Raw genomic sequence first — 22,506 nt, 5'->3', positions numbered from 1 at the left:
TATTAATCTTTCCACAAATCCATCGCCTGTAAGAAATCATCTGAAACTGTGACATTTTCAGGCTGAAGAGCTTCCCGTTCTTGTTGTTTGATTTTTAATTGTGTCAAACTGGCAATCCCCTCCCGTCGCCAATTGCGCAGGATTGCCTGGATATATTTCCAGTGAGGCTTGCCATTAAAGACAGCTTCTCTCAAGGCAGCCTTTACAATATCAGGGTCTGTTTGGTCCTGTTTGACTGTCTGCGTCAAATCTTCGATTTCAAATGGCGTCAACAAACGTCCTAACTCCTGCTCAAAAGTTTTGACCAAATCAGCCAGTTCATTTTCTGCTTGCTTGTCTTGCCCACGCTGTGCTACCTCCGTCTTGCTTTGAAGCAGGTCATCCAAGCGTTCGAGGGCAATGGTCGCATCAAAAAGAACTTCAATCTCGCCATCTAACTCAATAGTCCGATATTGGAGCAACCCTTGGTTGGTTAGGCGAGACATAGACTGGTTGACTTCTGCGACAGACTTGCCAATCGCATCTGCAATTTGATTAGGTGTGAGGCTGGATTGGTTGGTTGTGTTTTGCAAATAAAAGAACTGCCAAACCAGAAAATCCTCTGCGTCTTTAAATAAATGGTGATAATGGAAAAGTAAGGCACTTGGTAAGACCAAATTGCCCGACTTAAATGCTTGTGAATATGTCATACTACCCCTTTATAGGTAACCATAAAATGAAATATCTTTTTCTAACTCCTCCAAACGATAAGGAGTCTCTTGGTAAACTGCATAATTGATCCAATTACTAAAGAAGTTGGCTGCCGCTAAGTTCCACCGCATCCGAGGGTCCCGACTACTGTCATCCTGATCATAATAATTCTTTGGAAGATCTGGATTCAAGCCTGCTTTGACATCTCGCTGGTATTCCTTGGCCAAGGTATCACGGTCATATTCCAAATGGCCAAAACTATAGACCTCTCGAAGGTCTGGACTGGCCAGGATAGATAGGCCTACCTCATCCCCTTGAGCTAAGACTTGCAAATTACTCTTGTCTAGCACTTCTTTGAGGGGGACATCCGTATACCGTGAGTGAGGGGCCAAAAAAGCATCGTCAAAACCACGCATCAAACGGTTCTGTGGATTCATGACAGTTTGCTCATAGATGCCAGATAGCTTGTCGCACAGAGCTACTTTTTCAATACCATAGCGGTAATAGAGACCAGCTTGGGCACCCCAACAAAGATGGAGGGTTGAAAAGACATGGCGTTTAGACCAAGCAAAGACCTTTGTTAACTCCTCCCAGTAATCCACTTCCTCAAAAGCTAATTTCTCTACAGGAGCTCCTGTAATAATCAAGCCGTCATAATAGTTTTCTTCAATATCCTCAAAGGATTTATAGAAGACCTCCATATGCTCTGCTGCCGTCGTCTTAGACTTATGGCTAGTCATATAGAGGAAATCCACATTAATCTGCAAGGGAGTATTGGCCAGGAGGCGTAGCAGTTGAGTCTCAGTTGCTTCCTTAGTCGGCATGAGATTCAAAATCAGAACATTTATAGGACGAATATCTTGGTGAGTTGCCCGAATATCATCCATGACAAAAATATTTTCTGAACGAAGAATATCAACTGCTGGTAATTTCTTATCTAAGGTAATTGGCATAAAAAGCTCCCATCTTACAAGTTGTTACCTCTTATTATAAGACAGGAGCATATAGTTTTCAATTATGGTTTTTCTCTATCTAGATATAGTTCTAAACTATATTAGTAATGCATCAAGACCTTGTAATCGTAGTCTCCGATTGCTTCGCGGCCTTTGAGATCATCGAGCTCGATCAAGAAGGCGCAACCTGCAACCACTCCACCGAGTTTTTCAATCATTTCGATAGTTGCTTTAACCGTGCCACCTGTTGCCAAGAGGTCATCGACGATGAGGACGCGTTGACCTGGTTTGATAGCATCAGCGTGCATGGTTAAGGTATCCACACCGTATTCTTTTTCGTAGTCCGCTGAGATAACTTCACGTGGCAACTTGCCAGGCTTACGAACAGGTGCAAAACCAATTCCTAATTCAAAAGCGACTGGACATCCAACGATGAAGCCACGCGCTTCAGGACCAACGATCATATCAATCTTCTTATCGGTTGCATATTGAACGATTTCACGAATCGCATAACTATAAGCATTGCCATCTGCCATCAAAGGGCTGATATCACGAAAGGTAATCCCTTCTTGTGGATAGTTTTCAATGCTTGCAATGTAATCTTTTAAATTCATGGTTAACTTTCTTTCATAAAAAAATTTTTACATTCCATTATACCATGAATTCTACTAACGTGCATCATTTTTTACTAAATCATTTTCCCAAACACCTGTAGCGATAGCAAAAATCCCACATCTGAAAAAGATGCGGGATAATTCTTGAAAGAAAGAGCCTTTTACTTCTCTTCTAACAATTCATTGTACTCAATTTTCATATCCCCTAGGTTTTTCAAGGAATAACGCGAGCTGCCATTCTTAAACCAAGTACCAAGGATGTATTGTTCGGCGACCTTCTTGCTTTGGTTTCGAAGCCAAGTAAGGTCTTTGCCGTAGTTAGCAAGTTTCTGTAAAAAATCACTCCCTTCAACTGTTTGATTATCCTCGTAAAGATACACTTTTTCTTGAATCAATGCTCTTTTTTTAGAATTGTATTTGAAGGTCATCCAAACGTATGCATTTTCGTTTAGATGGTATTCATACCAGTAAACCCATTCAGAACTGTCTCGAAACATCATGACAGATAGGTCTTCCTGACCACCAACGATGTCATCTGAATAGGGATAGGACTGAAATCCTTCATCCTCCTTCCAGATGCGATCACTACCGATTGTCTCTGTATAGGGGCTAAACATCACATAGCGCATCCAGCTGCCATTTTCAGCGTAGTTGATCTCCTCCATGGGGTTTCTCAAACTCCAGTAGATCCCCAACCAATAGAGGGCAAAAAGGAGGAAAGGGCTGAGCCAGAGAAATATTTTCTTTTTGTTCATTAAATCGATTCCGTTAAATAGTCATAAATTTCTTGCACAGATCCTAAAGCCATGAGTTCCTGGTCTTTGACCGTCTGCACCAAGTCCTGATAGATGGAACTAGAGGCAATCTCCTTCTTCTCCGCATCCTTGTTGACCGTCATGATGCCATTTTCAATCTGGACAAAGCCCAACTCTTGGAAGATCTGGATCATCTTGATCAACAAGACTTGTGGAATCTTGAGGTAGTCAGATAGTTGGCTGAGCTTATGGCGAATATCAAACTCAGGGAACTGATACAGTGTTTTGTAGAGTTTGGCATACTGATCCCGACTACCATAGCCAGTCAAATAATAGGCCTTGTCTAGGTGATTTTTAAAATAGACCGCTTGGAAGCTCTGTTCTTGGAAGAGGGCTTTCAAGTCAGCCAGGTCATCCGGTATGCGATCGATGACAATGGCAGGAGAATCTTCCCCTTCTTCCAACTGACTAAAGAGGGGAATATCTTGTGGGAGAGGAGCATTTTTCCCTCGGATATTATAGAGCTGTACTCCTTCTACACGGGCATCCACCACCATCAGTTGCAGGGTGGTCTGTCCATTCCACTGATTGACGGACAAGGATACCACCAACTCCAAGTTTTTCGCTTGGGAGTACTCCAATTCCAAATGGCCCTGGCCAAAAGCCACGACATCAAAGCGGGCATCGCCTTTTTGAATCTTCAACTTCAGATGGCTATTGCCAGCCCCCATGGTCCGACTAGACTCCACTTGGAAATCACGAATGTAAAAGACTGGCTTCTGATGGTCCATCCCAAAAGGAGCGAGACGGTCAAAACTCTTCAAGGTATCCAAGGTCAGCTCTTCTAGGTCCAATTCCTCATCAACAAAGAGGGTAGATTTGGCCGTCAGGTCAATCCCTTTTTCACGAATATAATCGGAAAAAATCTCGGTCAGACGAGGGAGCTTGTCAACTTCCAGAGTCATACCAGCTGCACCCGCATGGCCTCCAAAGGCGATAAAGAGATCCCGATGGGGATCTAGGGCTTCAAAAATATGAACACTTTCAGGGCTACGTGCGCTCCCCTTGGCCTTGCCTTGGTCTATGGTGAGGACGATAATGGGCTGATGGAGCTCTTCAAGTAGTCGACCGGCCACGATCCCTAAGACACCTGGATTCCAGCCTTCCTTGGCCAAGATTTGGACAGGAAGGCTTGGGTCAACCATGGCTTTGGCCTCATCGTAGATGGCTTGGACGATCTCCTTGCGCTCTTCATTCTTGGCTTGAATCATCAGCGCAATTTCCAGCGCTTCTTCGTCATCAAAACCTGTCAAGAGTTCGACCGCTGGATTTGGGTCATCCAAGCGACCCAGCGCATTGAGACGAGGGGCAATCTGAAAACCAACCGTTTCTTCATTTACATCTTGAGGGGCGATGGAGGCCAGCTTGAGCATTTCCTGGAGGCCGATCCGTTGGGTTTGACGAAGGACACCTAGGCCGTACTTGACCAGGATGCGGTTTTCGTCTGTCAGACTGACCATATCCGCAATGGTCCCAATGGCTACCAAATCTAGAAAATCTAGAGGCACCTCTTCTAAGAGAGCAGTCGCTAATTTAAAGGCAACTCCACAGCCCGCTAAGTGTTTGAAAGGGTAATCGGCATTTGGATGCTCGGGGTGAATGACAGCATAGGCATCGGGTAAGACTTCGGGCATGGCATGGTGGTCTGTCACAATGACATCTACCCCCATGCTTTGGGCCAAGTCAATGGCTTCGTGTCCAGCTACTCCATTGTCCACCGTGATGATGAGGGAAATCCCCTGCTGTTCGATAAAGTACTTGTAGACACTGGCATTGGGACCATATCCATCTGTAAAGCGGTTAGGCAGATAGACCGCTACTTCCGCCCCCATCTGCTCCAGGGTTTCCTTTATGATAGAAGCGGCCGTCATCCCGTCCGCATCATAGTCCCCATAAACTAGGATTTGTTCATAATCTTCAATGGCTTGGCGAATGCGATCCACTGCCTTGTCCATATCGTGAAGCAGGTAGGGATCATGCAGATCTTCTAGCCGAGGTTCAAGAAAACGATCCAGCGCCTCTTCCGTCTGGATCCCTCGTTCTCCCAGTAACTTGGCTGCAGATGCTTCTAATCCTCTCTTCTTTGCCTGCGCCAAAAAAGTATCATCTGAAAAGGGCGCAGCAAACTGCCATTCATATTTTGACGTGATCATCTCGGTCCTTGTCTCCTGTTTTTCTTATCAGCATATTATATCACATTGCATAATATAGTTGAAATTAATTCGCAAAAATCCCATAAAATAGGCGTTTTCGGGTTATACACTATTCAATTATACCGACTTAAACAGTTCACAAAGTTCCTAAAAAGTCCACAAAAAAATTGACCCTAAAAGGATCAATCATTTACGAGTTCAGCAGGCAAGATCTAGCACCCTCACACGGTGCTTTTTTTGCATCTATATCAGCCACTTCTCCCCAATGATCAAAGCTCAGTATAGTTTTTCAATACTGGTAAGTTCCGTATCTATAATACTACTATATACTTATAGTTAATACAAAAGAAAAACCCTAGAATTCTTCTAAGGTTTTATATTATGACAGGAAAGAATACTAATTGATTTACAAGCCTTTTCGCCTGGTAATATTTTATTTTTTATTATTTGATTTAGATAGATTTGTCATTAGATCATAAACATTGATTGCCGGAATCTGTACATTTTGAATTCCAAACATCCCTGTTGTAGCTGATATATATGATCTGACGTATGGATATAGTATGCTAATCATATTCGGGAAATACTTTTCAAAAACGTTCATATTTGACGTTTGATCAGAGTCAGTAAACATCCCTTGAACAACAATTTCAATATGAAAAGGTTTATTGTTTTCTATATAAAATTCATCAAATAATTCAACTGATAATTCTACAACACCTGAATGGATATCATCTTTAGCTAATTTAGGTGTTGGTGATATCAAAATATCGACATCTTTTATCTCAGACAAATCAATTGCCTCGTTGATTGAATAATTTAAAGACTTGACTCTAACATTTTTTAAAATTAATTCACTATCTATGCTCATGCAGCATCACCTAATTTATTCATTTCTATATTTCTAATATTTGCAGAGTTACTACCCAATTTTGATTTAATAAAAAATTCAAAGTTGATTTGTTCAACACTAACTTTAGTTTTTATCTTTGGATATATACTTTGATTCAAATTAGATAAGTATCCACTTGGTAATTGGGTTTCTTCATATTTTTCAATTTGTCCATTGCTATATATAATAAATGGCTCTTCTTGGTCTACTTCAAAATTAACATCTGCACCTTTTAAAAGCTCTATTAATTGTTCTCTACTTAACATATTTTACCTCCTTCATGTACCAATCGAATTAATTCTATATTCTCAAACGGGATTACGCTCTGATCAACAATACACAACTGATCAGATAATAAGTTAAAGCCAGCACCGTTTTCCTTCAAACCTGTTTTAGTTGAGTCAAAAGTTCTATGAACTGCTTTATATCCCTTGTTTTTTTCCAAAAACATATCAATTACTTTACAATTTTTTTCATGTATATCTTTAAATTTGATAGTTATTTTCTCTCTTTTCAAGGATTCAAAGAAATCTATAGCAAAATCATCAAGTTTGATAAGGTCTCTCTCAGTATTTAAATCTAATAATTCTGTGCTTTTAAGTTCAACCTCACATTTTAGCACTACTGGACTTGTTTCTTTATTAGGTCGATTATGCTTCGCCCACCATTCAGCCTTATCATAATCATTAATAAAAAAATAAACTCCTTGCCCTAACCAATGATTCGATCGATACTTGAATTTAAATTCCTTAGAAGATTGGATTTGTTTAGAATTACTTTCGCCAGTACCATGGTAACATTGATATTTAATCAATTATCGACCTCAGTTCTCGCCACTAAATTATAAAATTATTTTTATATATAGATTAATTTTCTATACACTATTCCAGTATATCATAAAACACTCATTACGTGTATTAATTTATTTCTTTATTTTGAAAATATTTCTTTCAATACTTTGATTTTATTAGCTAACAATTTAAAAAATGTATTATCAACTCTATCTTCAATATTATAAAAGTTTTTCTTTCTTTGTTTTCAATGCTCTAACTTTGAAAAAGTTCCCTTCACTAATACCCGATTAGCTAAAAAAGACCAAATAGAGAAAATTAAAAATGATAACAAGTATTTTGTTACCATTTTCTTATGATTCAAGATATTATTTTACAAATTAAACTTAATGAACTAAAACTAGACGAACGTCTCAATATTGAAGATCTAAAAGATAGAATTTTGAAATTAGAAAAATCTATCGAATTATTGAATGATCAATTAGATAGAATATACCTGGACTAAAACCATTTATAAATTCTTCCTTTACCATTTACCAACTTTTAAAAGATCCAATCCCTTCAGTATTTTATTGAATTGAAAAGGTAAAATAATTAGTTTTTTCTTATTGCTTTTTAAATGTTAGTAATTGTCAGCCTGCAGGTATTTTAAATAGCATTTTCCTTTTCCTATTGTATTTAAAACCTTAGCAAATGATAACATTTTTGTTTTTTTTCAATTGGTAAAACACGCGCACCACTTATCTTTTCTATAAAATCTTCGCTAATCGTTCTTTTCCTCTTCTTAGAATCAGGTACATTGCTGATACTGATCTATCTATTTTTTCCGCCACAGCCCAGTTCGGCAAGTTGCTGACGTAGAATAAACGTAGCACTGTACGTTCCAAAACGTATGGGTTTTTGTCAATCATCCCAACGATTTCCAGGCGTTCTTCAATAACCCTATCCAGTCGTTCTTCCAGGTCTTCTTTCAACTTAATAGTAGAAACTATTTTGTTTTCAGCATTATTATTAGTATTTTTTTGAAATGGTGAAGCAGAAAGATGATTACGCTTATATACCCCACTATCAAGTGATTCTATTTCTAATTTAAGTGCCTCTATTTCTTTATCTAGCCATTTTATATTTTCTAGCCTTTCATTTAATTGCTCTAATTCCATTTGTGCCCTCTCTGCCTTCTAAGTACTTTTTATCCTTATTGATAAACCACTAATAAGGTAGTCTGTGCTGACATATCTTCGCTACTGCCCAACGTTGCCCCTGAGATCTTCACATCCACCAATTGAACAGTGGCCAAAAAGTCATTCACTTCTTGCTCAAAATCTTCTAATGGTTGTTTCCAGGCACGATAAATAAATAATTTAGTTTTCATTTGTTTGCTCCTTTTTGTCCAAATTCTATACACTTTTTACAAATTCTATACACTTTATTTTAGAAGTGTATAGATTTTTCTATCAGTTATATCAAGGCTTTAGCTCTATTTCTATACACTTTATACACTTTATACACTTAAAATAAAATATATATAGAGAATTATTGAGCCCTTAATAATAACAAATATACTGTAAGAGAAAAAACCTAGTGTATAGAGTGTATAAAGTGTCTAAACCCCTTGGTGCTCTAAGGGTTCTAGCTCCCACACTTTCATTTAGAAGTGTATAGAGTGTATAAAATCATTTTCTCTTTTTAGCATTTCCGTTAAAATATCCCCGTTCATTCCTAGATTTTTTACGTCGTTCAGGTTTTTCCCTGCCATTGAAATATACCTGAGCGTAGGGGGTTTTATCCTCATTAGGATAGAAGCCAGCGGGAAGTTGTCTCCCTGCTGATATTGTTTTCTGCCCTGTGGTTATCCAACTAGGAAGATTATTTTTAATCTCTCTGTGTAAGCTCATTTCTGATTTATGTAGCTTAATTCCATAATGTTCAGTATATGCTTTCCAGTTATGGAATACAAAACTGTTAGGTAAAAACTCACTAGTTAGATCTTCAGTAAAGAATGACGATACAAAAGCGATAACAGGGTTATTTTCTTCGTGATACTCCCTTAAAATCTCTTTTGATTTCTTAGGTGTAATATCTTCTGTTGGTGTTTCAAGAGCTATGCGCGTGAAGTATTCTAAAACTTCTTTCTTGTTAATGTAGTAGTCTTTGATAGCCTTGTTTGGTTTGCCTTTAAAGACTTTAGTAAAAGGTAAAATTTTAAACCGTCTATCAATCGCTTCTCTGTCCCCGTTCATTCTTGGTAAACCATTAGACGATTGTACAATAGTCATATTTAAACGTAAACTATAAGGGCGCTTCCCTTTATCTTCTATGGTCATGATGTCCCCTGTTGCAAGACTAAACATATTAGAGGTATCTCTAATAATTGCATCCTTTTGTACGTCGTCCCCGATAACCAAAGTTTTACCTAAAAGGATAGAGGTAGAAAAACGGCTTTTATCAAACTCAGTCATTTTCAAACTTGCTACATTTTCCATACCTACCAAGTTTATGAGTAATTGCTGAAAAGTACCTTTACCAGTTCCACCCTCTCCATAAAGCCAAAAGATATTTTTTAAGGATCTTCCTGTGATACTTGCTTTAATAATTTGAATAGCTAGGTTATATAGTTCCTGGTCATTGTCAAACAATTCAGAAAGCCACTTGCTGGGTTTCCAACCTTTTATAGTTGGTTCTTCAGCTTCAGGATTGTACCCCGTTTTAATCTTTCTAGTTACAATTACACTAGGTGTCAGCTCTTCAAACTCTTCAGAATCTGAATTGTAAAGCTTATCCCCGATAACAGTATAATTGCTCTGTATCTTTCTAAGTGTACTTTGATGTGCAATTTTATAGAGAATATCAAACGCCTTTTTTTCCGTTACTTCAGGATATATAACTGAAATTAAATCCTGTAAAAACTCGTTATCTTCAAGCCATATTCCTTTATCAGGATCATAATAATACAATGGCGCTTTCTGTCCCTGCACTTCAGGCTTAATTCTAATAAATCGCACGAATTTCCGAAGCATTAAAGCAACCCCTAAGGTTGAAGACGGCAAGGCCTTTTTTCTTGCCTTTTGTGCTTGTTCTTTGGCTAATACCTCCAGTTCCATTTCAGTAATTGAACCACTATTAACCTTTTCAAGTTGCTTAGGGTCGCTTTTAACTTCCTGGTACGCTTGTTGATAGGCTTTGTCCTTTATAATGTCACACTCAAAGCCTAATTGACCTCTTGCTCCTCTAAGTGATAAAAAATAAGTTTCTTCATTTCCCAAATCTATATTATCCCTTTCTACGTTTTTTTCTTAACTTCTTAAGTCGCTTTTGTTCTTTCAACTGCTCTACTGTTGGTCGTCTATCCTTGTATACGTCCATTTCTCCAACTCTTAACCCTCTACCATTTGCAGGGTGTATATCAAATCTTGTCATTCTTCCACCCCCAAAAAGATCAAGATATCACTCACTTTATAGTACGCTTTGCGCGTGTCTTCTAAAGGTGGTTGGTAACGTTTCAAGCCTTTTTCTTCCCATCGTTTCAGTGTGTTGTCTGTTACGTTAAGTTCATCTTTTAACTGCTTTGCTGTCATAAGGCCCAAAAGTCTTTGTTCTGGTTGGCTTTTAGATTTTAAAAAATTATCTACCAGGTCTAGAAGCGCGTGAGATAAATCAAATTCACTTTCTTTACTCAAACTAAACATTTTCATCCTCCTTGATCCCGTTAAGTGAAACCTCTCCACGAATTTCAAAAAGAATGTTACAAATGGTATTTAAACCAGTGATTAGAGTTTTTTCACCCTCCATAATTTCAGCTAAGAAATCTAGCCGATTCATTGCCTTATCAATCTTGTTGATCAATTCTGTTTTGTTCATGTTGTTCTCCAATCTTTCTTTAATATACTTCTGTACTAAGTCTTTTTCGACTTTTAATAAACACCAAAGAATGGTATAATTTAACCATAAAAATATTTCCTAAAACCCTTACGGCTTGCCTGCTGTCCTGTGTTTTAGTTAATTCCATTTAAGGCTTGTTAGTTGGTGGCTACAGGCTTTTTTTTATTGCCTCACGCGCCTTACGGTGAGTTCATTTTCCTACATCGTTTTTTCTAGCTATAAAACAATTCATCTATAGTTATATCTGGTTTGATTTTCGCAACCATTGACTTGATTATCAGGCGCTCTTTATCATTAAAAGCTGTTTTAGCTAGTTCCTTATTATTGTATGATTGTAAAGAAATTTCTAGCTTATCAGCCATTTCTTGCTGAGTCAGGCCTAACATAACCCGATAACCTCGTAATTTACTCATCTTTTACTCCTTTCCCAAAAGCTTCAATAAAAACAACAATACACATTTTTATTGTGCATCTATAACTATATGATACACACCTTTTTTTCGTTTGTCAACTATTTTTTTGTATTTTGCACAAAATAAATGTACTTTTTTCAAAATATAGTATATAATCATTTGAGAAAGGCAATTTAAAAATGAATAGATTGAAAGAATTAAGACAAGAAAAAAAGTTATCTCAAAAAGAGTTAGCAGAAATTTTAAGGGTTCATTATAGAACTCTTCAAAATTGGGAAAATGGAGAAAGCCAAATCAAACCAGAAAAGGCCAAACAACTTGCCGATTTTTTTAATGTAAGTGTAGGGTATTTATTGGGTTATGATACTAAAATATCAGAATTACAGAATGATCTTTTGATTTCTACAAAAGGATTAGAAAGAACAATAAGCGAAGCATTTTCGCAAGCAAATTCATATTTTGAGTTACAAACTCAAGGAATTGTAGATACTATTGATTTATTAATTGAAGGGGTAAAAAATGAACAATTACCTCCCAAACAAATAGTAGAAGCTTTGGAATTTATTAAAGAAAGTGCCAAATCTCTGGATGAAATCGTGGATAAAATGACCGAATACCAGGCAAAATACACAGCAGAAAATCTATTAAGATATCGATTAGAAAACAAAATTAATAAAAATAATAAAGGTTAAATTTTGTTAAATAAATCAACTATTATCAACAACAAGAAGAGATCACAGCCATTATTAATTTAAGGTTGATAATGAGCTGTGTTCTATAAATTAGTATTAGCGGAAGTAGAAAAAGCCAAAAATGAAAGGAAAATCATCATGAGTAAAAAAAGTAGAACAGAAAAAGGAAAAGTATTAGCTGACGCAGATTGGGGAGTATGGGCTTTAGCTATCATAGTTACGGTTATGGGGATATTAGCTTATAACTACGAATGCATAGGAGACAAATGGACAAAAGTGTTAGAAATAGTGGGCGCGCCGTTTGCTTTAGGTTTAGGTTTCTTTGCTTTCGATAAAAGTTTTGAAGTACTAGACAAGTATAACGAAAGAAAGAACAAAGAAGAGGATCAATAAAGATGAATAAAGAAAACCGCAGAGTAGCTATATTATGTAGCTTTGCACTAACAGGCCTAGGGGTGCTACTGTATGCATTGCCTTACATTGATGATAAAGGGTTAACAAGTTTAGTAGAAAATTTAGCAACACCGTTTACCCTTACGCTTATCTTCTTTTTAATTGAAAGTATAAGAGATCAACAAAAACAAGACGAGGACGCAGAGGAGTGATACTTATTGAAGAGCCAAGAAACAAAGACAGAATTTGTTAGATTAAGAGCGTCTGGAAAGTCTTTTGACTACATAGCTAAAGAACTGAATATTAGTAAGTCCAACTTGTAGCAGTTGGGAAAAATAACCGCTCAAAATATGATTTAAGCGCGTGAAATGCATGGTTTGTTAAAATACTAGAAAAATAAAAGATTAGGATATTATTTAAAACTTTTAGGAGAAAAATTATGAAAAAGAATGTTATTACTACTGCTGTTGTTTTAGCTCTTGCCACTGGTGGAGCAAGCTATTATTTCTCGGAGTATGCACCACACCAAACTGCAATAAGTCACTTTGAAAAGTCTGTTGATACTCTTAATGAGAATAATAAAGCAATTGAAAAACAAATTGCTGATACTGAAAAAATCATTAAAGAAAAAGCTGAACCATTAGAAGCTAAGACTTTAGAAGATTTAAAAACTGCTGTCAAAGAAGCAAAAAACTCGATTCGTAAAGCCCCAAAAATGGAAAGCGATACACAAAAGATCGAAGATCAAGCGAAAGAAATTGCAAAACCTGTCGATTATTCTGAAACTCAAAAAAACCTCACTGAGAAACTAACAGCTTACCAAAACAGCGTTAAGCAACTAGCACAGATTACAAACCCCAAGGATTCTTTTGTTGAGGAACGGTTGAAAGAAATCGATACAATCCAAGAAGTACAACATGCTACAGAAGAAAATGACCCTAATGGAATATTAAATAAACAAGGTGGCTATACTGCTTCTATCTATTTTGCAGATAACCAGGTAACAGAACCTGTTGAGGGGACTGATCTATTAGATAAGGGGACTGAAGCAGGCGGTTGCATTGAAGTATACAAGACCAAAGAAGAAGCTGAAAAGAGAAATACTTACCTATCAGCGTTTGACGGTGGAATATTAGATCCTGGATCTCATTACGTGTATGGTACTATCGTAATTCGTACCTCTCACCACCTCACTGCTAGCCAACAAAAAGCCTTAACTGAAAAAATTCACAATAAACTAATTGAACTGAAGTAATTCTTATAAAATAGATATTTTCGCCTATTCTAAGTTCAAAGATTATATATATCAAACCTTAGCAAACCTTAGCACTTCTATTTTTCTTTAGGGTGTCCGAAAACTCCGATTTTAAAAAATAAAGTGTGCTTTAACCGTCTAATACAAGCCCTATACACGCTTTCTAAATCCGATATATAATCCAACCGTCTGACCCTTTAAAATCGAATACAGGGCATTCTGTGAAGCCCTGGCATGATATAAACCACAAACTAAAACCTTTACGGCTTGCCTGCTGATGAATTAGAAAGGTTTAGATCATGAATATTACAGAATACAAAAAGAAAGACGGTACAACCGTGTACCGCACCAGCTTATATCTTGGTATTGATTCAATCACAGGGAAGAAGATTAAAACAACCATTTCAGCCCGTACCAAGAAAGAAATTAAGAACAAGGCTTTACAAGCAAAAGTTGAATTTGAAAAGAACGGTGCAACTCGTACCGCTTTTACTCAATTTGAAACATATAGCGAATTACTAGATAGTTGGTGGGAAACTTACTCACCCACGATCAAAACAAACTCTCAAATCGCTATCAAGTCACAGATAGAAAATTATTTACGCCCCGCTTTTGGATCGTACAAACTAGATAAGTTGACCCCTGCCATTATTCAGCAACAAGTGAACAAATGGGCTAGAGATTACAACCAAAATGATGGGGGCTTTAAACGATATGGGCAACTCCACTCATTCAATAAGCGTATCTTACAGTATGGAGCTTCATTACAAGCGATTGCTTCCAATCCTGCAAAAGATATACTAGTACCAAAGATCAAAAAAGAAAAGAACAAGGTAAAGACAAAGCATTTTACAGATCCAGAATTAAAACAATTCTTCGAATACTTGGATAATTTGGATCAAACTAGCTTCAAAAATCTCTTTTGTATCACTCTTTACAAGTTTCTACTTGCTACTGGTTGCCGTATCAATGAAGCTTTGGCGTTGGAATGGTCTGATATTGATCTTGATAATGCTGTTGTTCACATTACAAAGACACTTAATTATAGACTTGAAATTAATAGTCCTAAATCAAAATCTAGCTACCGTGATATTGATATTGACCCCAAAACGGTTACAATGCTAAAACAATATAAACATAGACAAACTAAAGAGGCTTGGACACTTGGAAGAACTGAAAAAGTGGTCTTTTCAGATTTTATCCATGAATACCCAAACAACCGCACTCTTCAAGCAAGATTAAAAATACATTTTAAACGGGCGCAAGTTCCTGACGTTGGTTTTCACGGTTTCCGACACACTCACGCTAGTTTGTTATTAAATGCTGGAATACCATATAAAGAACTCCAGCACCGACTAGGACACTCCACCTTATCCATGACAATGGACATATATAGTCACCTCTCAAAAGAGAGCGCAAAAAAAGCCGTCTCAATCTTCGAAACGGCACTAAATAATATCAAAAGTTCCTAAAAAGGAGAACATTTTTCACTTAAAGATACGTTAATCCCTTATGAACCAAGGCTTTGACGTATCTTTAAATTATATCAGCATATTATAACATGAAAGCCGGGAATCCGGAAAATGAAAGCTAGCTTTGAATCAGTAGGGGTAAAATCTTCTATCCAAGGTCATAAAAATCAAGCTTAGCCCAGCTCCCAAACTGCGTCTGTTACAAGTCTTCTTCCAATCTTTTCAATCTTTTTAACCTACGAAAAAACCTCCCAATAAAAAAATCCTACTATTTTTTATTATTTAGATACAAATTACTTGACACTGCAAAGGATTGTAATATAATATAAGAGGCCTAAAATTATAGGGAAACAAAGCGATCGGTTTTTCAGCCGTCTTGGTTTGAAACTCTTGACTTTATGGCCCTTGGAGTTATTAATTCTGTGTGTGGAAAGGACAATCAGTTTTTTATTTTAAGCTGTCACAGTCGACTTTCGCTTTTCTCTGGCTACAACGATGGTCTCTACCATTCAGTCCTAGCAGAAAAACCGTCATAAACATCTAGCCGACTTTTTGTCGGTATAGAACTGGACACGCTTAAAATGTGTGGAAAAAAAGTGATATACTTCCAAACCAGGAAAAAGGAATGGAGGAACAAGTGAAAACTTTCTATAAAAAATTATTCGCGTTTGTAGCAATGATTAGTGTAGTTGCTCTTGGCTTGTCAATCATTAAGCCAGTTTCTGCAGCAACTGTTACACCAACCATTACAAACCTTAAAGCAGATACATCTGGTCAAAAGGTCACATTTTCTTTTGACTGGGACTTAACAGGAATTTCTGTTAAGGAAGGTGATACGTTTACCATCGATGCTCCTGAAGGTGTCAATATCACCAAACTTGCAACGGAGTCACTTCAAGCTAATGGTGCTGAAGTTGCTACCTTGTCGATGACAGACAAAAAGATTACTTTTACCTTTAAAAAAGCAATCGAATCCATGAACCAAAACGTTAAGGGTGGTTTCTCATACCAAGCAGTGTGGGATAGCACTCCAGGAAATCCTGGAAATAAGACTGCCACTTCTAAAGTCGGTTCAGAATCTGTCATCATCACTCGTCCTGATGGACCTGGCGTATTTGAATCTGTTTTGAACAAGTACAACCTTACTGGTGACTATGTATCTAAAGAATTCAAACTCGATGCATCAGAAAACTATGCATGGATGAATGTTGGAGATGACTACTACCTTACAAAATGGTTCATCCGTATCAACGGAGATGGTAAAAAACAAGCCATCACAAATCCTGTTGTATCAGATAAAATCCAAGCTTCAGCTGTAGATTACTCAAAAATCACTTTTAAAACACCTGCTAATCACGCTGCAAGTGAATTCTTCGTTGGAACTTACTTGAAACCATCCTTCACATTAAGAAAAGGTGGTCAAGTGGTTGCTTCAGGATGGAACTTCTGGAAACATGTGACATTTGATCCAGATGGTAATGGATTTACTGTGAACTTATCAGATGTCAGCGATGTCTTCAAGACAGCTACAGATGAAGAAATCATTGTTGAATACCAAACAATCATTCCTAAAACAACTATCCGTGTTGACAACAACGCTACCTTGACAGCTGACGAAATCACAACACCTCAAACAGACCCAGCCTTCTGGAACAATACAGAATTGAAATTCTGGGTATCTGGTGACACAACTGTGACCGTTCAGAAAGAATGGGTTGGTGATGAAGAAGCTGACCGTAAAGATATCACTGTTCAATTGTATGCTGACGGCAAAGCTTTAGAAGGAATGACACAAACTCTTACAAAAGCTTCTGGTTGGCAAGCAGAATTTACCAAATTGCCAGGTATCAAAGACGGTAAGAAGATTGAGTACTCAGTAGTGGAAACAAACACACCTGAAGGTTACACTTCAAAAGTTGAAAAAATTGATGATGCTAACGTGATCAAGGTCATTAACACATCAAACAAACCAACTACAACGACTACAACAACCACTACTACGACATCTACAACTACTACTACAACTACAACTGAAGAGCCAACTACTTCAACTACTACAACAACCGAAGAGCCAACTACTTCAACCACTACAACAACTGAAGAGCCAACTACTTCAACTACTACAACAACCGAAGAGCCAACTACTTCAACCACTACAACAACTGAAGAGCCAACTACTTCAACTACTACAACAACTGGAGAGGCAACTACTTCAACTACTACAACAACTGGAGAGGCAACTACTTCAACTACTACAACAACTGAAGAGCCTAAGACTACAGTAACTACTACACCTGAAACTCCTGCTACAACTGTTTCTACAAAGGAGCCTAAGACTACTGTAACTACTACGCCTGGAACACCAACTACAACACCTGGAGGACCTACTACAACACCAACGACTACACCTGGAGGACCTACTACAACACCTGAAGGTACTACACCTGAAAATCCAACCGGACCTAACGCTGGAGGCAATGGTGGCGGACGTAAGAAACTTCTTCCAAGTACAGGTGAAGTTGTCGCAACAGGTCTTGTTCTTACAGGAGTATTGGTCTTGGCCGGTGCCGTTGTATTGAAACGTAAAATGACTGATAACTAATTCAGTTCAGAAAACTACTATTAGCTTGCACTAGCTCCACCTCCTAGTCACTAATAGCACGAGAGAGAATCACATTCTCTCTCTTTTTTATGGACCTATGACGATAGAATAAACTAGAAAACCAAGTCCTACCTCATTCTCATTTTTCTGTCCTAGAGGTTATATAAAAGAGCCTGTGAAAACTTCACTAGGCTCTTTTGTATCTTCACTTATATTCCAGTCTATTTCATATATGGGAATGTTTCTATTATTTTCTTCCTTAATTTTTCATTTTCTATCTTTTCAATATTGAGGACCTTTTGAAATTGGAGCACATCTTGAATCACATGTTCTTGCCCATCTTTTGAAAACTCGGCGGGAATGGTTAAATTTTTAAAAAGATCTCTCCTTATGTATCCTTCTGGTGTTTCTTCGTAAAATATATTCATAAGATCCAACTCAAAATTAGTACTGTTTTTTTGAGGCTGAGATTTGAAGTATTGAAGAAATTCTTCTTTATTCTGAACAAGGTGCTCTTGCCCATCTATTGAAAAATCAGCAGGAAGCGTGAAATCTTTAACAAATGAATTATAGGGACTTGTTAGTAATTCTAAAAAGGAGAGACGAAACTCTACATCTTCCTCGCCTAAGAAATACAAAACTGAGCGATAGTGATTTTTCAACATCTGATAGGCCTTTGGATAGACTGCTGCTAGAGATATTTTGTACCTTTCAGTTTCCCTAAAACTTTGATTAAACCTAAGTTGTAATCCTCTAGAAATGTAGTCATTTCCTCCGGAACCAGATAATCTCGTTTTTGGCATAAGAGCGAATGGATGTCTATTCTCAAGTCTCTGTTTTGACTCCGTTTTAACTTCTTCAACACTTTTACCAGAGGAACTCTTTTTAGATATTTTTCCTGTTTTTGCATCAATCAGCCCCTCCTCAACCGGATACTGTGAAGTCTCGTTAAACCCCTCCGTAACAACTTTCATAGTTCCATTTTCAATCACTGCTTTTGATTCCTTGGGTGCTAACATAGTAATAAGAAAGTAGGCTTCATTATCCTCTGTTTCATATATTTCTCCTGAAATATCGAGTGGGATATATTTCTTATTATAGTCACGCACCATTTTAAAGACATCATAGGTTTTAGGTTTTAGTTTTCGATCCTTCGTGTCGTATACATCAATCAACCAATACTCCCCTTCTTTGGGCTCATTGTAGCTTAGATAAGGCGCCGAACCTGGTGCAGTACGATAGCGTGAAAACTTATCACTACTCGCTTTTAACTTATAGCTTTCTTGCATGATATAGCGCTCACCACTTGCACCATTAGGTGTATTAAGTTGGTACGCAAATTGTGGTTCATCTTTAGTAGCTTCTTTAATTAATTCTCTCTCATCAGCATCGTCCCATTCGATGACTAGTGCTTCCCCGTTATGAATAAATTCATAGTCCTTAATGACTGGCCTCGGTTTCCATTGAACATACTGACGCAATTCTCTTATACGAATTTGTTCTTTGATAGAGTACACAGAGCCAACTACCACGACGAATAAAGTAAATAAAAACAACTTTGACTTAAATAACTTGGGCATAAACAACTCCTCCTAATCTCCCCCTCATTTTACCATCAATTCTCTCTTTTGTCAGTCAAATAAATAATGAGGCTGGGACAAAAGTCCTAGCCTCTCAATTGTCTTTGGATTGTCGAGCAAGACGCAGTGGTGACTGGGCTCTACTACGCTGATTTCATCAGCTTTTACAGCCCTACTCAACTGTGCGGAGGTGGGACGACGAAATCGAATTCTAACGAATTACCGATTTCTGTCCCACTCTCATTTAAGTAGCATTATAAAAATAGATTTGTTAAGCCTTACTAGGTTACTCAAGAATACTCTTTTTAGTTTAATCCTCTAGTTCATCCTTTTGATCTTCAGAAAAAACAACTTGACCATCTTTAACTTTGAAGGAGTATCTGAGCGTGTCTTCCGAATCATCTTTACGATTGGAATAATAGAAACTATAGGAACCATTCGGTAGTTTGCTCGCATCTAGCTTTTTAGCTGCCGCTTTTAGGTCTTGCTCCTTAACGGACACGGTATCATCTACATAAATGGTCATACGGATTAACTCTTGATCTATCAAGGTTTGAAAAGGGATTTGATAGTAGCCGGCAAAGTCCTTCTTTCCTTCTTTGAGATTTTGCTTAGCGATGCTATCCAGAATTTCCTCTTTTTCATCAGGATAAAAGTTACTTAAAACGATAAAGAATTCAATTGGAAGGCCGAGAGATTGCTTCTTTATTTCCTTCTCTAGTTTTTCCTCGATATTTTTTATGGATTTCTGCTCTAAAAACACTTTCTTATAGTCCGGAAGATTAGTAATAGATGAACTTGACCAGTCATCATGAAAAGTTGCATCATGTTCCAATCGTACCGTTTGATCATCGTAAGTTGTCTCAGAGTAAGCGTAGCTTACGTTATAAGTTGGGAATTCTAGGGCAGTCCAGGACAAGTTAGTGATGGTAACTTTGCCATACAAACCAACGTGAGTAAGCTCACCGCTAACAACTTCTTTAGCCTTTTTGTAATCGCTCGATGTCATGATCTTACAACTGGTTAGGAACATCGTTAAGAATAGGATGGGAACTAGGAATAAAAAAGAATAAGGTTTGTTTTTCATAGATCTACCTCCAAAAACAGAAAACTTCCAAAAGTTGGATAGATAACGAGCAAGAACTATAGGATGAAGGGTTCTCATAATTTGAAATGCTGATCAAGGTACTCAATAATCTAGCTCTATTCTACCATTATTTACGAGTAATGTCAGGAAAAACAAAAAAAGAGGCCGGTGCAAAAGTCCTAGCCTCTCAATTGTCTTTGGATTGTTGAGCAAGACGCAGTGGTTGAGTGGGCTCTACTAGGCTGATTTCATCAACTTTTACAGCCCTACTCAACTGTGCGGAGGTGGGACGACGAAATCGAATTCTAACGAATTACCGATTTCTGTCCCACTCTCTCTCCGTCAATTATTATAAATCATCCCCGTACAGGCTTGCTCTGACAATTCGACAAAGCCAAGGGATTGGTAAAAGGCAAGATTTTTCTCGCTACATTCAGTGACAAGAAGCCGTTGATAGACATTAGGAAAGGTCGCTAAAGCCTCTTCTAGGAGTTTCTTTCCGATACCTTGCCTCTGATGATCTGGTCGCACCAAGAGATCTTGCACCAACAGAACTGAGTGCCCATCTCCTACCAAGCGAATGTAAGCGACCTGCTCTTCCTTATCATAGACTGCTAACTGCCAGAGACTGGCTTTGACAGCCTCTTCTAGCATAGTTGGGTTATTGGTATAATTGGTCCAGCCGACCGAGCTGTAGAGTGCGACTAGGTCTGTCATCGGTGGAATCTCTTGTTTGTACTCTAACATCTTAACTCCTTTTTAGGGTATAGTGCTGGAAGAAGGCGATATCTCTGTAAGGGGACTCTTGGCAAACGGCCAGCTCCATCTTGAGCATAGACTCTCGCCAGCCTTCTTGTCCTTTAAAGCGATTGTCCTGCAAGGCGTAAAAGACACGAATTCCTTGGTAGGCCTGAACTTCGAGGGCTAGGTCTTCTACTGCTCTATCTAGATCATAGGCCTGGGCCAAGCCCATGGAGTGGGTTTCCAGATCCTGACCTGCTAGGAGATCGAGCGCTTTCTGAGTATCATCTTCAAAGACGACGGTCTGCAGGACGCGTCCAACCTCATTGTGCTTGACGATGGATAGGAGACCATCTGGTTTCAAGAGACGGGTAAATTCTTCAAGAACTAGCTTGCGATCCTCTACATACTCCAAGACATTATGGCAAAGGATGACATCAAAGCTGGCATCTTCAAGGCTTGCTAACTGGTCCAGACTTCCTACCAGTTGCTGGTAGGAATGTTCTTGGGCCCGCAAAGCTACCATTTCTTCATTAGGCTCCACAGCAAGGACTTGATTGTCTTGCGCCAGGTGGTTGGCCACCAGGCCAAAGCCACTGCCAAAATCAAGGACTTGCTTTCCCTTGATGTCCTGTAATTGGTCAAAAAGAATATCATAATAGATCTGTCCCCAAGGTTTCCGGATGTTTTCTAAATAGGCTTGAATATTAGCTGCCATCTGGCTCCTCCTATTTGTAATTAAACATCTTGCTGGCCAGCTTGTCCGAGATGCGTGGGAATAGGGTATAGAGCTTGTGGGTCAGGTTCAAGAGCCAAGGAAGATTGAGCTCGCGTTTTGCTTTTCCAAAGTTTTTAACGATCTTCTTAGCCACAAAGTCTGGTTCCAAAATGTAGCGGTCCACAGCCTTGACATAGCTTCCGTCAGGATCTGCCTGATCAAAGAAACTAGTCCGAATGGGGCCTGGATTGACCGTCGTCACATGGACACCAAAAGGCATGAGTTCCAAGCGGAGGGCATTGGAAAAGCCAATGGCCGCAAACTTGGTCGCCGAATAAAGGCTAGATTTGGCAGTTGCGACGAGACCCGCCATGCTGACGATATTGACAATGTGCCCCTTGCCAGCTACCTTCATGTGCGCCCCTACCAAACGTGAAAACTGCATCAATGCAAAGGTGTTGACCTCAAACATCTCTCGCACCTGTTGGTCAGAAATGCTATCAAACTCTTCAAAGATCCCATACCCAGCATTGTTGACCAAGACATCGATCTTTCCATAGCGCTGATAGAGCTCTTCGACTAGCTGTTGGATAGCTGATGGATCTGTGATATCGATCCCGATGCATTCGGCCTGAGGATGGCTAGCATAGAGGTCTTCCAGTTTTTCTTGATTTCTACCTAGGAGAATGAGCCGGTCCTCGGGGAGGAGCTTGACCATTTCCTGTGCTAGTCCCCCGCTTGCTCCTGTGATGATGATAGTTCGCAT

25 protein-coding genes are annotated in these 22,506 nt (G+C 38.4%); 6 read left to right on the top strand and 19 right to left on the bottom strand.

Features of this window, described 5'->3' with window-relative positions; genetic code table 11:
* Positions 1–2: 2 nt before the first annotated feature.
* The 14 genes from EL081_RS04395 to EL081_RS04335 all read right to left on the bottom strand — a co-directional run bounded on the left by EL081_RS04395 (position 3) and on the right by EL081_RS04335 (position 11,200).
* Positions 3–689: a DnaD domain-containing protein gene (locus tag EL081_RS04395; RefSeq protein ID WP_126404114.1), complete on the bottom strand. Its 687-nt coding sequence runs from the start codon at positions 687–689 to the stop codon at positions 3–5.
* Between the two features lie 9 nt (positions 690–698).
* Entirely contained in the window at positions 699–1,643 is a 945-nt protein-coding gene (gene metA, locus EL081_RS04390) for a homoserine O-acetyltransferase MetA (RefSeq protein WP_126404113.1), read from the bottom strand.
* A 101-nt stretch (positions 1,644–1,744) separates the two neighbouring features.
* A complete protein-coding gene (locus EL081_RS04385) occupies positions 1,745–2,257 on the bottom strand; it encodes an adenine phosphoribosyltransferase (RefSeq protein WP_003002788.1) in 513 nt (170 codons plus the stop codon).
* 161 nt (positions 2,258–2,418) lie between these two features.
* Positions 2,419–3,012, bottom strand: coding sequence for a TipC family immunity protein (locus EL081_RS04380; RefSeq protein ID WP_126404112.1), 594 nt, complete (start codon positions 3,010–3,012; stop codon positions 2,419–2,421).
* A complete protein-coding gene (recJ, locus tag EL081_RS04375; protein WP_126404111.1) occupies positions 3,012–5,225 on the bottom strand; it encodes a single-stranded-DNA-specific exonuclease RecJ in 2,214 nt (737 codons plus the stop codon). The genes EL081_RS04380 and recJ overlap by 1 nt, the downstream gene beginning before the upstream one ends.
* 433 nt (positions 5,226–5,658) lie before the next feature.
* Positions 5,659–6,096, bottom strand: a complete 438-nt coding sequence (locus tag EL081_RS04370) for a protein-export chaperone SecB (protein WP_126404110.1) — start codon at positions 6,094–6,096, stop codon at positions 5,659–5,661.
* Positions 6,093–6,383 carry a hypothetical protein gene (locus EL081_RS04365; protein WP_126404109.1) on the bottom strand — a complete coding sequence of 97 codons (291 nt, stop codon included), beginning with the start codon at positions 6,381–6,383 and terminating at the stop codon, positions 6,093–6,095. The genes EL081_RS04370 and EL081_RS04365 overlap by 4 nt, the downstream gene beginning before the upstream one ends.
* A complete protein-coding gene (locus EL081_RS04360) occupies positions 6,377–6,931 on the bottom strand; it encodes a hypothetical protein (RefSeq protein WP_126404108.1) in 555 nt (184 codons plus the stop codon). The genes EL081_RS04365 and EL081_RS04360 overlap by 7 nt, the downstream gene beginning before the upstream one ends.
* A gap of 726 nt (positions 6,932–7,657) precedes the next feature.
* Positions 7,658–8,068 carry a DUF1492 domain-containing protein gene (locus EL081_RS04355; RefSeq protein WP_126404107.1) on the bottom strand — a complete coding sequence of 137 codons (411 nt, stop codon included), beginning with the start codon at positions 8,066–8,068 and terminating at the stop codon, positions 7,658–7,660.
* A 35-nt stretch (positions 8,069–8,103) separates the two neighbouring features.
* Positions 8,104–8,280, bottom strand: a complete 177-nt coding sequence (locus EL081_RS10050; protein WP_164555432.1) for a hypothetical protein — start codon at positions 8,278–8,280, stop codon at positions 8,104–8,106.
* A gap of 301 nt (positions 8,281–8,581) precedes the next feature.
* Entirely contained in the window at positions 8,582–10,009 is a 1,428-nt protein-coding gene (locus EL081_RS04350) for a phage/plasmid primase, P4 family (protein WP_126405040.1), read from the bottom strand.
* 312 nt (positions 10,010–10,321) lie between these two features.
* Positions 10,322–10,594, bottom strand: a complete 273-nt coding sequence (locus EL081_RS04345) for a MerR family transcriptional regulator (protein ID WP_126405039.1) — start codon at positions 10,592–10,594, stop codon at positions 10,322–10,324.
* Positions 10,587–10,766 carry a hypothetical protein gene (locus tag EL081_RS04340; RefSeq protein WP_126404106.1) on the bottom strand — a complete coding sequence of 60 codons (180 nt, stop codon included), beginning with the start codon at positions 10,764–10,766 and terminating at the stop codon, positions 10,587–10,589. The genes EL081_RS04345 and EL081_RS04340 overlap by 8 nt, the downstream gene beginning before the upstream one ends.
* A 233-nt stretch (positions 10,767–10,999) precedes the next feature.
* On the bottom strand, positions 11,000–11,200 hold the full coding sequence (locus EL081_RS04335) for a helix-turn-helix transcriptional regulator (RefSeq protein WP_126404105.1): 201 nt from the start codon (positions 11,198–11,200) through the stop codon (positions 11,000–11,002).
* A gap of 179 nt (positions 11,201–11,379) precedes the next feature.
* Here EL081_RS04335 and EL081_RS10130 point away from each other — a divergent pair, with 179 nt between their 5' ends.
* The 6 genes from EL081_RS10130 (at position 11,380) to EL081_RS04300 (ending at position 17,614) form a co-directional block, all read left to right on the top strand.
* Positions 11,380–11,892 carry a helix-turn-helix domain-containing protein gene (locus EL081_RS10130; RefSeq protein ID WP_232011402.1) on the top strand — a complete coding sequence of 171 codons (513 nt, stop codon included), beginning with the start codon at positions 11,380–11,382 and terminating at the stop codon, positions 11,890–11,892.
* Between the two features lie 138 nt (positions 11,893–12,030).
* Positions 12,031–12,285: a hypothetical protein gene (locus EL081_RS04325; protein ID WP_126404104.1), complete on the top strand. Its 255-nt coding sequence runs from the start codon at positions 12,031–12,033 to the stop codon at positions 12,283–12,285.
* A gap of 2 nt (positions 12,286–12,287) precedes the next feature.
* Positions 12,288–12,497 carry a hypothetical protein gene (locus EL081_RS04320; protein WP_126404103.1) on the top strand — a complete coding sequence of 70 codons (210 nt, stop codon included), beginning with the start codon at positions 12,288–12,290 and terminating at the stop codon, positions 12,495–12,497.
* A 227-nt stretch (positions 12,498–12,724) separates the two neighbouring features.
* Positions 12,725–13,540 (top strand): EbhA, encoded by an 816-nt coding sequence (locus EL081_RS04310; RefSeq protein ID WP_126404102.1) that lies wholly within the window; start codon positions 12,725–12,727, stop codon positions 13,538–13,540.
* A gap of 299 nt (positions 13,541–13,839) precedes the next feature.
* Entirely contained in the window at positions 13,840–15,012 is a 1,173-nt protein-coding gene (locus EL081_RS04305) for a site-specific integrase (protein WP_126404101.1), read from the top strand.
* Positions 15,013–15,637: 625 nt separating this feature from the next.
* Positions 15,638–17,614 carry an Ig-like domain-containing protein gene (locus EL081_RS04300; RefSeq protein WP_232011403.1) on the top strand — a complete coding sequence of 659 codons (1,977 nt, stop codon included), beginning with the start codon at positions 15,638–15,640 and terminating at the stop codon, positions 17,612–17,614.
* 221 nt (positions 17,615–17,835) lie between these two features.
* Here the strand turns inward: EL081_RS04300 and EL081_RS04295 are convergent, their stop codons facing one another.
* The 5 genes from EL081_RS04295 to EL081_RS04265 form a co-directional block, all read right to left on the bottom strand.
* Positions 17,836–19,194: a hypothetical protein gene (locus EL081_RS04295; RefSeq protein ID WP_126404100.1), complete on the bottom strand. Its 1,359-nt coding sequence runs from the start codon at positions 19,192–19,194 to the stop codon at positions 17,836–17,838.
* 310 nt (positions 19,195–19,504) lie between these two features.
* The gene (locus EL081_RS10125) at positions 19,505–20,281 is read right to left on the bottom strand and encodes a hypothetical protein (RefSeq protein ID WP_232011404.1); all 777 of its coding nucleotides are present in this window, start codon (positions 20,279–20,281) and stop codon (positions 19,505–19,507) included.
* Between the two features lie 342 nt (positions 20,282–20,623).
* Positions 20,624–21,028, bottom strand: coding sequence for a GNAT family N-acetyltransferase (locus EL081_RS04275; RefSeq protein ID WP_126404099.1), 405 nt, complete (start codon positions 21,026–21,028; stop codon positions 20,624–20,626).
* Between the two features lies 1 nt (position 21,029).
* Positions 21,030–21,740, bottom strand: a complete 711-nt coding sequence (locus EL081_RS04270) for a class I SAM-dependent methyltransferase (RefSeq protein ID WP_126404098.1) — start codon at positions 21,738–21,740, stop codon at positions 21,030–21,032.
* Between the two features lie 10 nt (positions 21,741–21,750).
* Positions 21,751–22,506: an SDR family NAD(P)-dependent oxidoreductase gene (locus EL081_RS04265; protein ID WP_126404097.1), complete on the bottom strand. Its 756-nt coding sequence runs from the start codon at positions 22,504–22,506 to the stop codon at positions 21,751–21,753.

Origin of the sequence: Streptococcus viridans, from assembly GCF_900636365.1 — a bacterium.
In the GTDB taxonomy this organism is placed as follows: Bacteria; Bacillota; Bacilli; order Lactobacillales; family Streptococcaceae; genus Streptococcus; species Streptococcus viridans_A.
Note: the sequence above shows the minus strand (reverse complement) of the source record. Positions and strands in the feature narration are given on the sequence as shown.

Bases quoted from the DNA above. Each gene is read 5' to 3' on its own strand.
- EL081_RS04275 (WP_126404099.1), bottom strand. From the start codon at position 21,028: ATGTTAGAGTACAAACAAGAGATTCCACCGATGACAGACCTAGTCGCA.
- metA (WP_126404113.1), bottom strand. From the start codon at position 1,643: ATGCCAATTACCTTAGATAAGAAATTACCAGCAGTTGATATTCTTCGT.
- EL081_RS04395 (WP_126404114.1), bottom strand. From the start codon at position 689: ATGACATATTCACAAGCATTTAAGTCGGGCAATTTGGTCTTACCAAGT.
- EL081_RS10125 (WP_232011404.1), bottom strand. From the start codon at position 20,281: ATGAAAAACAAACCTTATTCTTTTTTATTCCTAGTTCCCATCCTATTC.
- EL081_RS04365 (WP_126404109.1), bottom strand. From the start codon at position 6,383: ATGTTAAGTAGAGAACAATTAATAGAGCTTTTAAAAGGTGCAGATGTT.
- EL081_RS04350 (WP_126405040.1), bottom strand. From the start codon at position 10,009: ATGGAACTGGAGGTATTAGCCAAAGAACAAGCACAAAAGGCAAGAAAA.
- EL081_RS04385 (WP_003002788.1), bottom strand. From the start codon at position 2,257: ATGAATTTAAAAGATTACATTGCAAGCATTGAAAACTATCCACAAGAA.
- EL081_RS04340 (WP_126404106.1), bottom strand. From the start codon at position 10,766: ATGAACAAAACAGAATTGATCAACAAGATTGATAAGGCAATGAATCGG.
- recJ (WP_126404111.1), bottom strand. From the start codon at position 5,225: ATGATCACGTCAAAATATGAATGGCAGTTTGCTGCGCCCTTTTCAGAT.
- EL081_RS04310 (WP_126404102.1), top strand. From the start codon at position 12,725: ATGAAAAAGAATGTTATTACTACTGCTGTTGTTTTAGCTCTTGCCACT.
- EL081_RS04335 (WP_126404105.1), bottom strand. From the start codon at position 11,200: ATGAGTAAATTACGAGGTTATCGGGTTATGTTAGGCCTGACTCAGCAA.
- EL081_RS10130 (WP_232011402.1), top strand. From the start codon at position 11,380: ATGAATAGATTGAAAGAATTAAGACAAGAAAAAAAGTTATCTCAAAAA.
- EL081_RS04305 (WP_126404101.1), top strand. From the start codon at position 13,840: ATGAATATTACAGAATACAAAAAGAAAGACGGTACAACCGTGTACCGC.
- EL081_RS04320 (WP_126404103.1), top strand. From the start codon at position 12,288: ATGAATAAAGAAAACCGCAGAGTAGCTATATTATGTAGCTTTGCACTA.
- EL081_RS04370 (WP_126404110.1), bottom strand. From the start codon at position 6,096: ATGAGCATAGATAGTGAATTAATTTTAAAAAATGTTAGAGTCAAGTCT.
- EL081_RS04295 (WP_126404100.1), bottom strand. From the start codon at position 19,194: ATGCCCAAGTTATTTAAGTCAAAGTTGTTTTTATTTACTTTATTCGTC.
- EL081_RS04380 (WP_126404112.1), bottom strand. From the start codon at position 3,012: ATGAACAAAAAGAAAATATTTCTCTGGCTCAGCCCTTTCCTCCTTTTT.
- EL081_RS04325 (WP_126404104.1), top strand. From the start codon at position 12,031: ATGAGTAAAAAAAGTAGAACAGAAAAAGGAAAAGTATTAGCTGACGCA.
- EL081_RS04355 (WP_126404107.1), bottom strand. From the start codon at position 8,068: ATGGAATTAGAGCAATTAAATGAAAGGCTAGAAAATATAAAATGGCTA.
- EL081_RS04270 (WP_126404098.1), bottom strand. From the start codon at position 21,740: ATGGCAGCTAATATTCAAGCCTATTTAGAAAACATCCGGAAACCTTGG.
- EL081_RS10050 (WP_164555432.1), bottom strand. From the start codon at position 8,280: ATGAAAACTAAATTATTTATTTATCGTGCCTGGAAACAACCATTAGAA.
- EL081_RS04300 (WP_232011403.1), top strand. From the start codon at position 15,638: ATGGAGGAACAAGTGAAAACTTTCTATAAAAAATTATTCGCGTTTGTA.
- EL081_RS04265 (WP_126404097.1), bottom strand. From the start codon at position 22,506: ATGCGAACTATCATCATCACAGGAGCAAGCGGGGGACTAGCACAGGAA.
- EL081_RS04345 (WP_126405039.1), bottom strand. From the start codon at position 10,594: ATGTTTAGTTTGAGTAAAGAAAGTGAATTTGATTTATCTCACGCGCTT.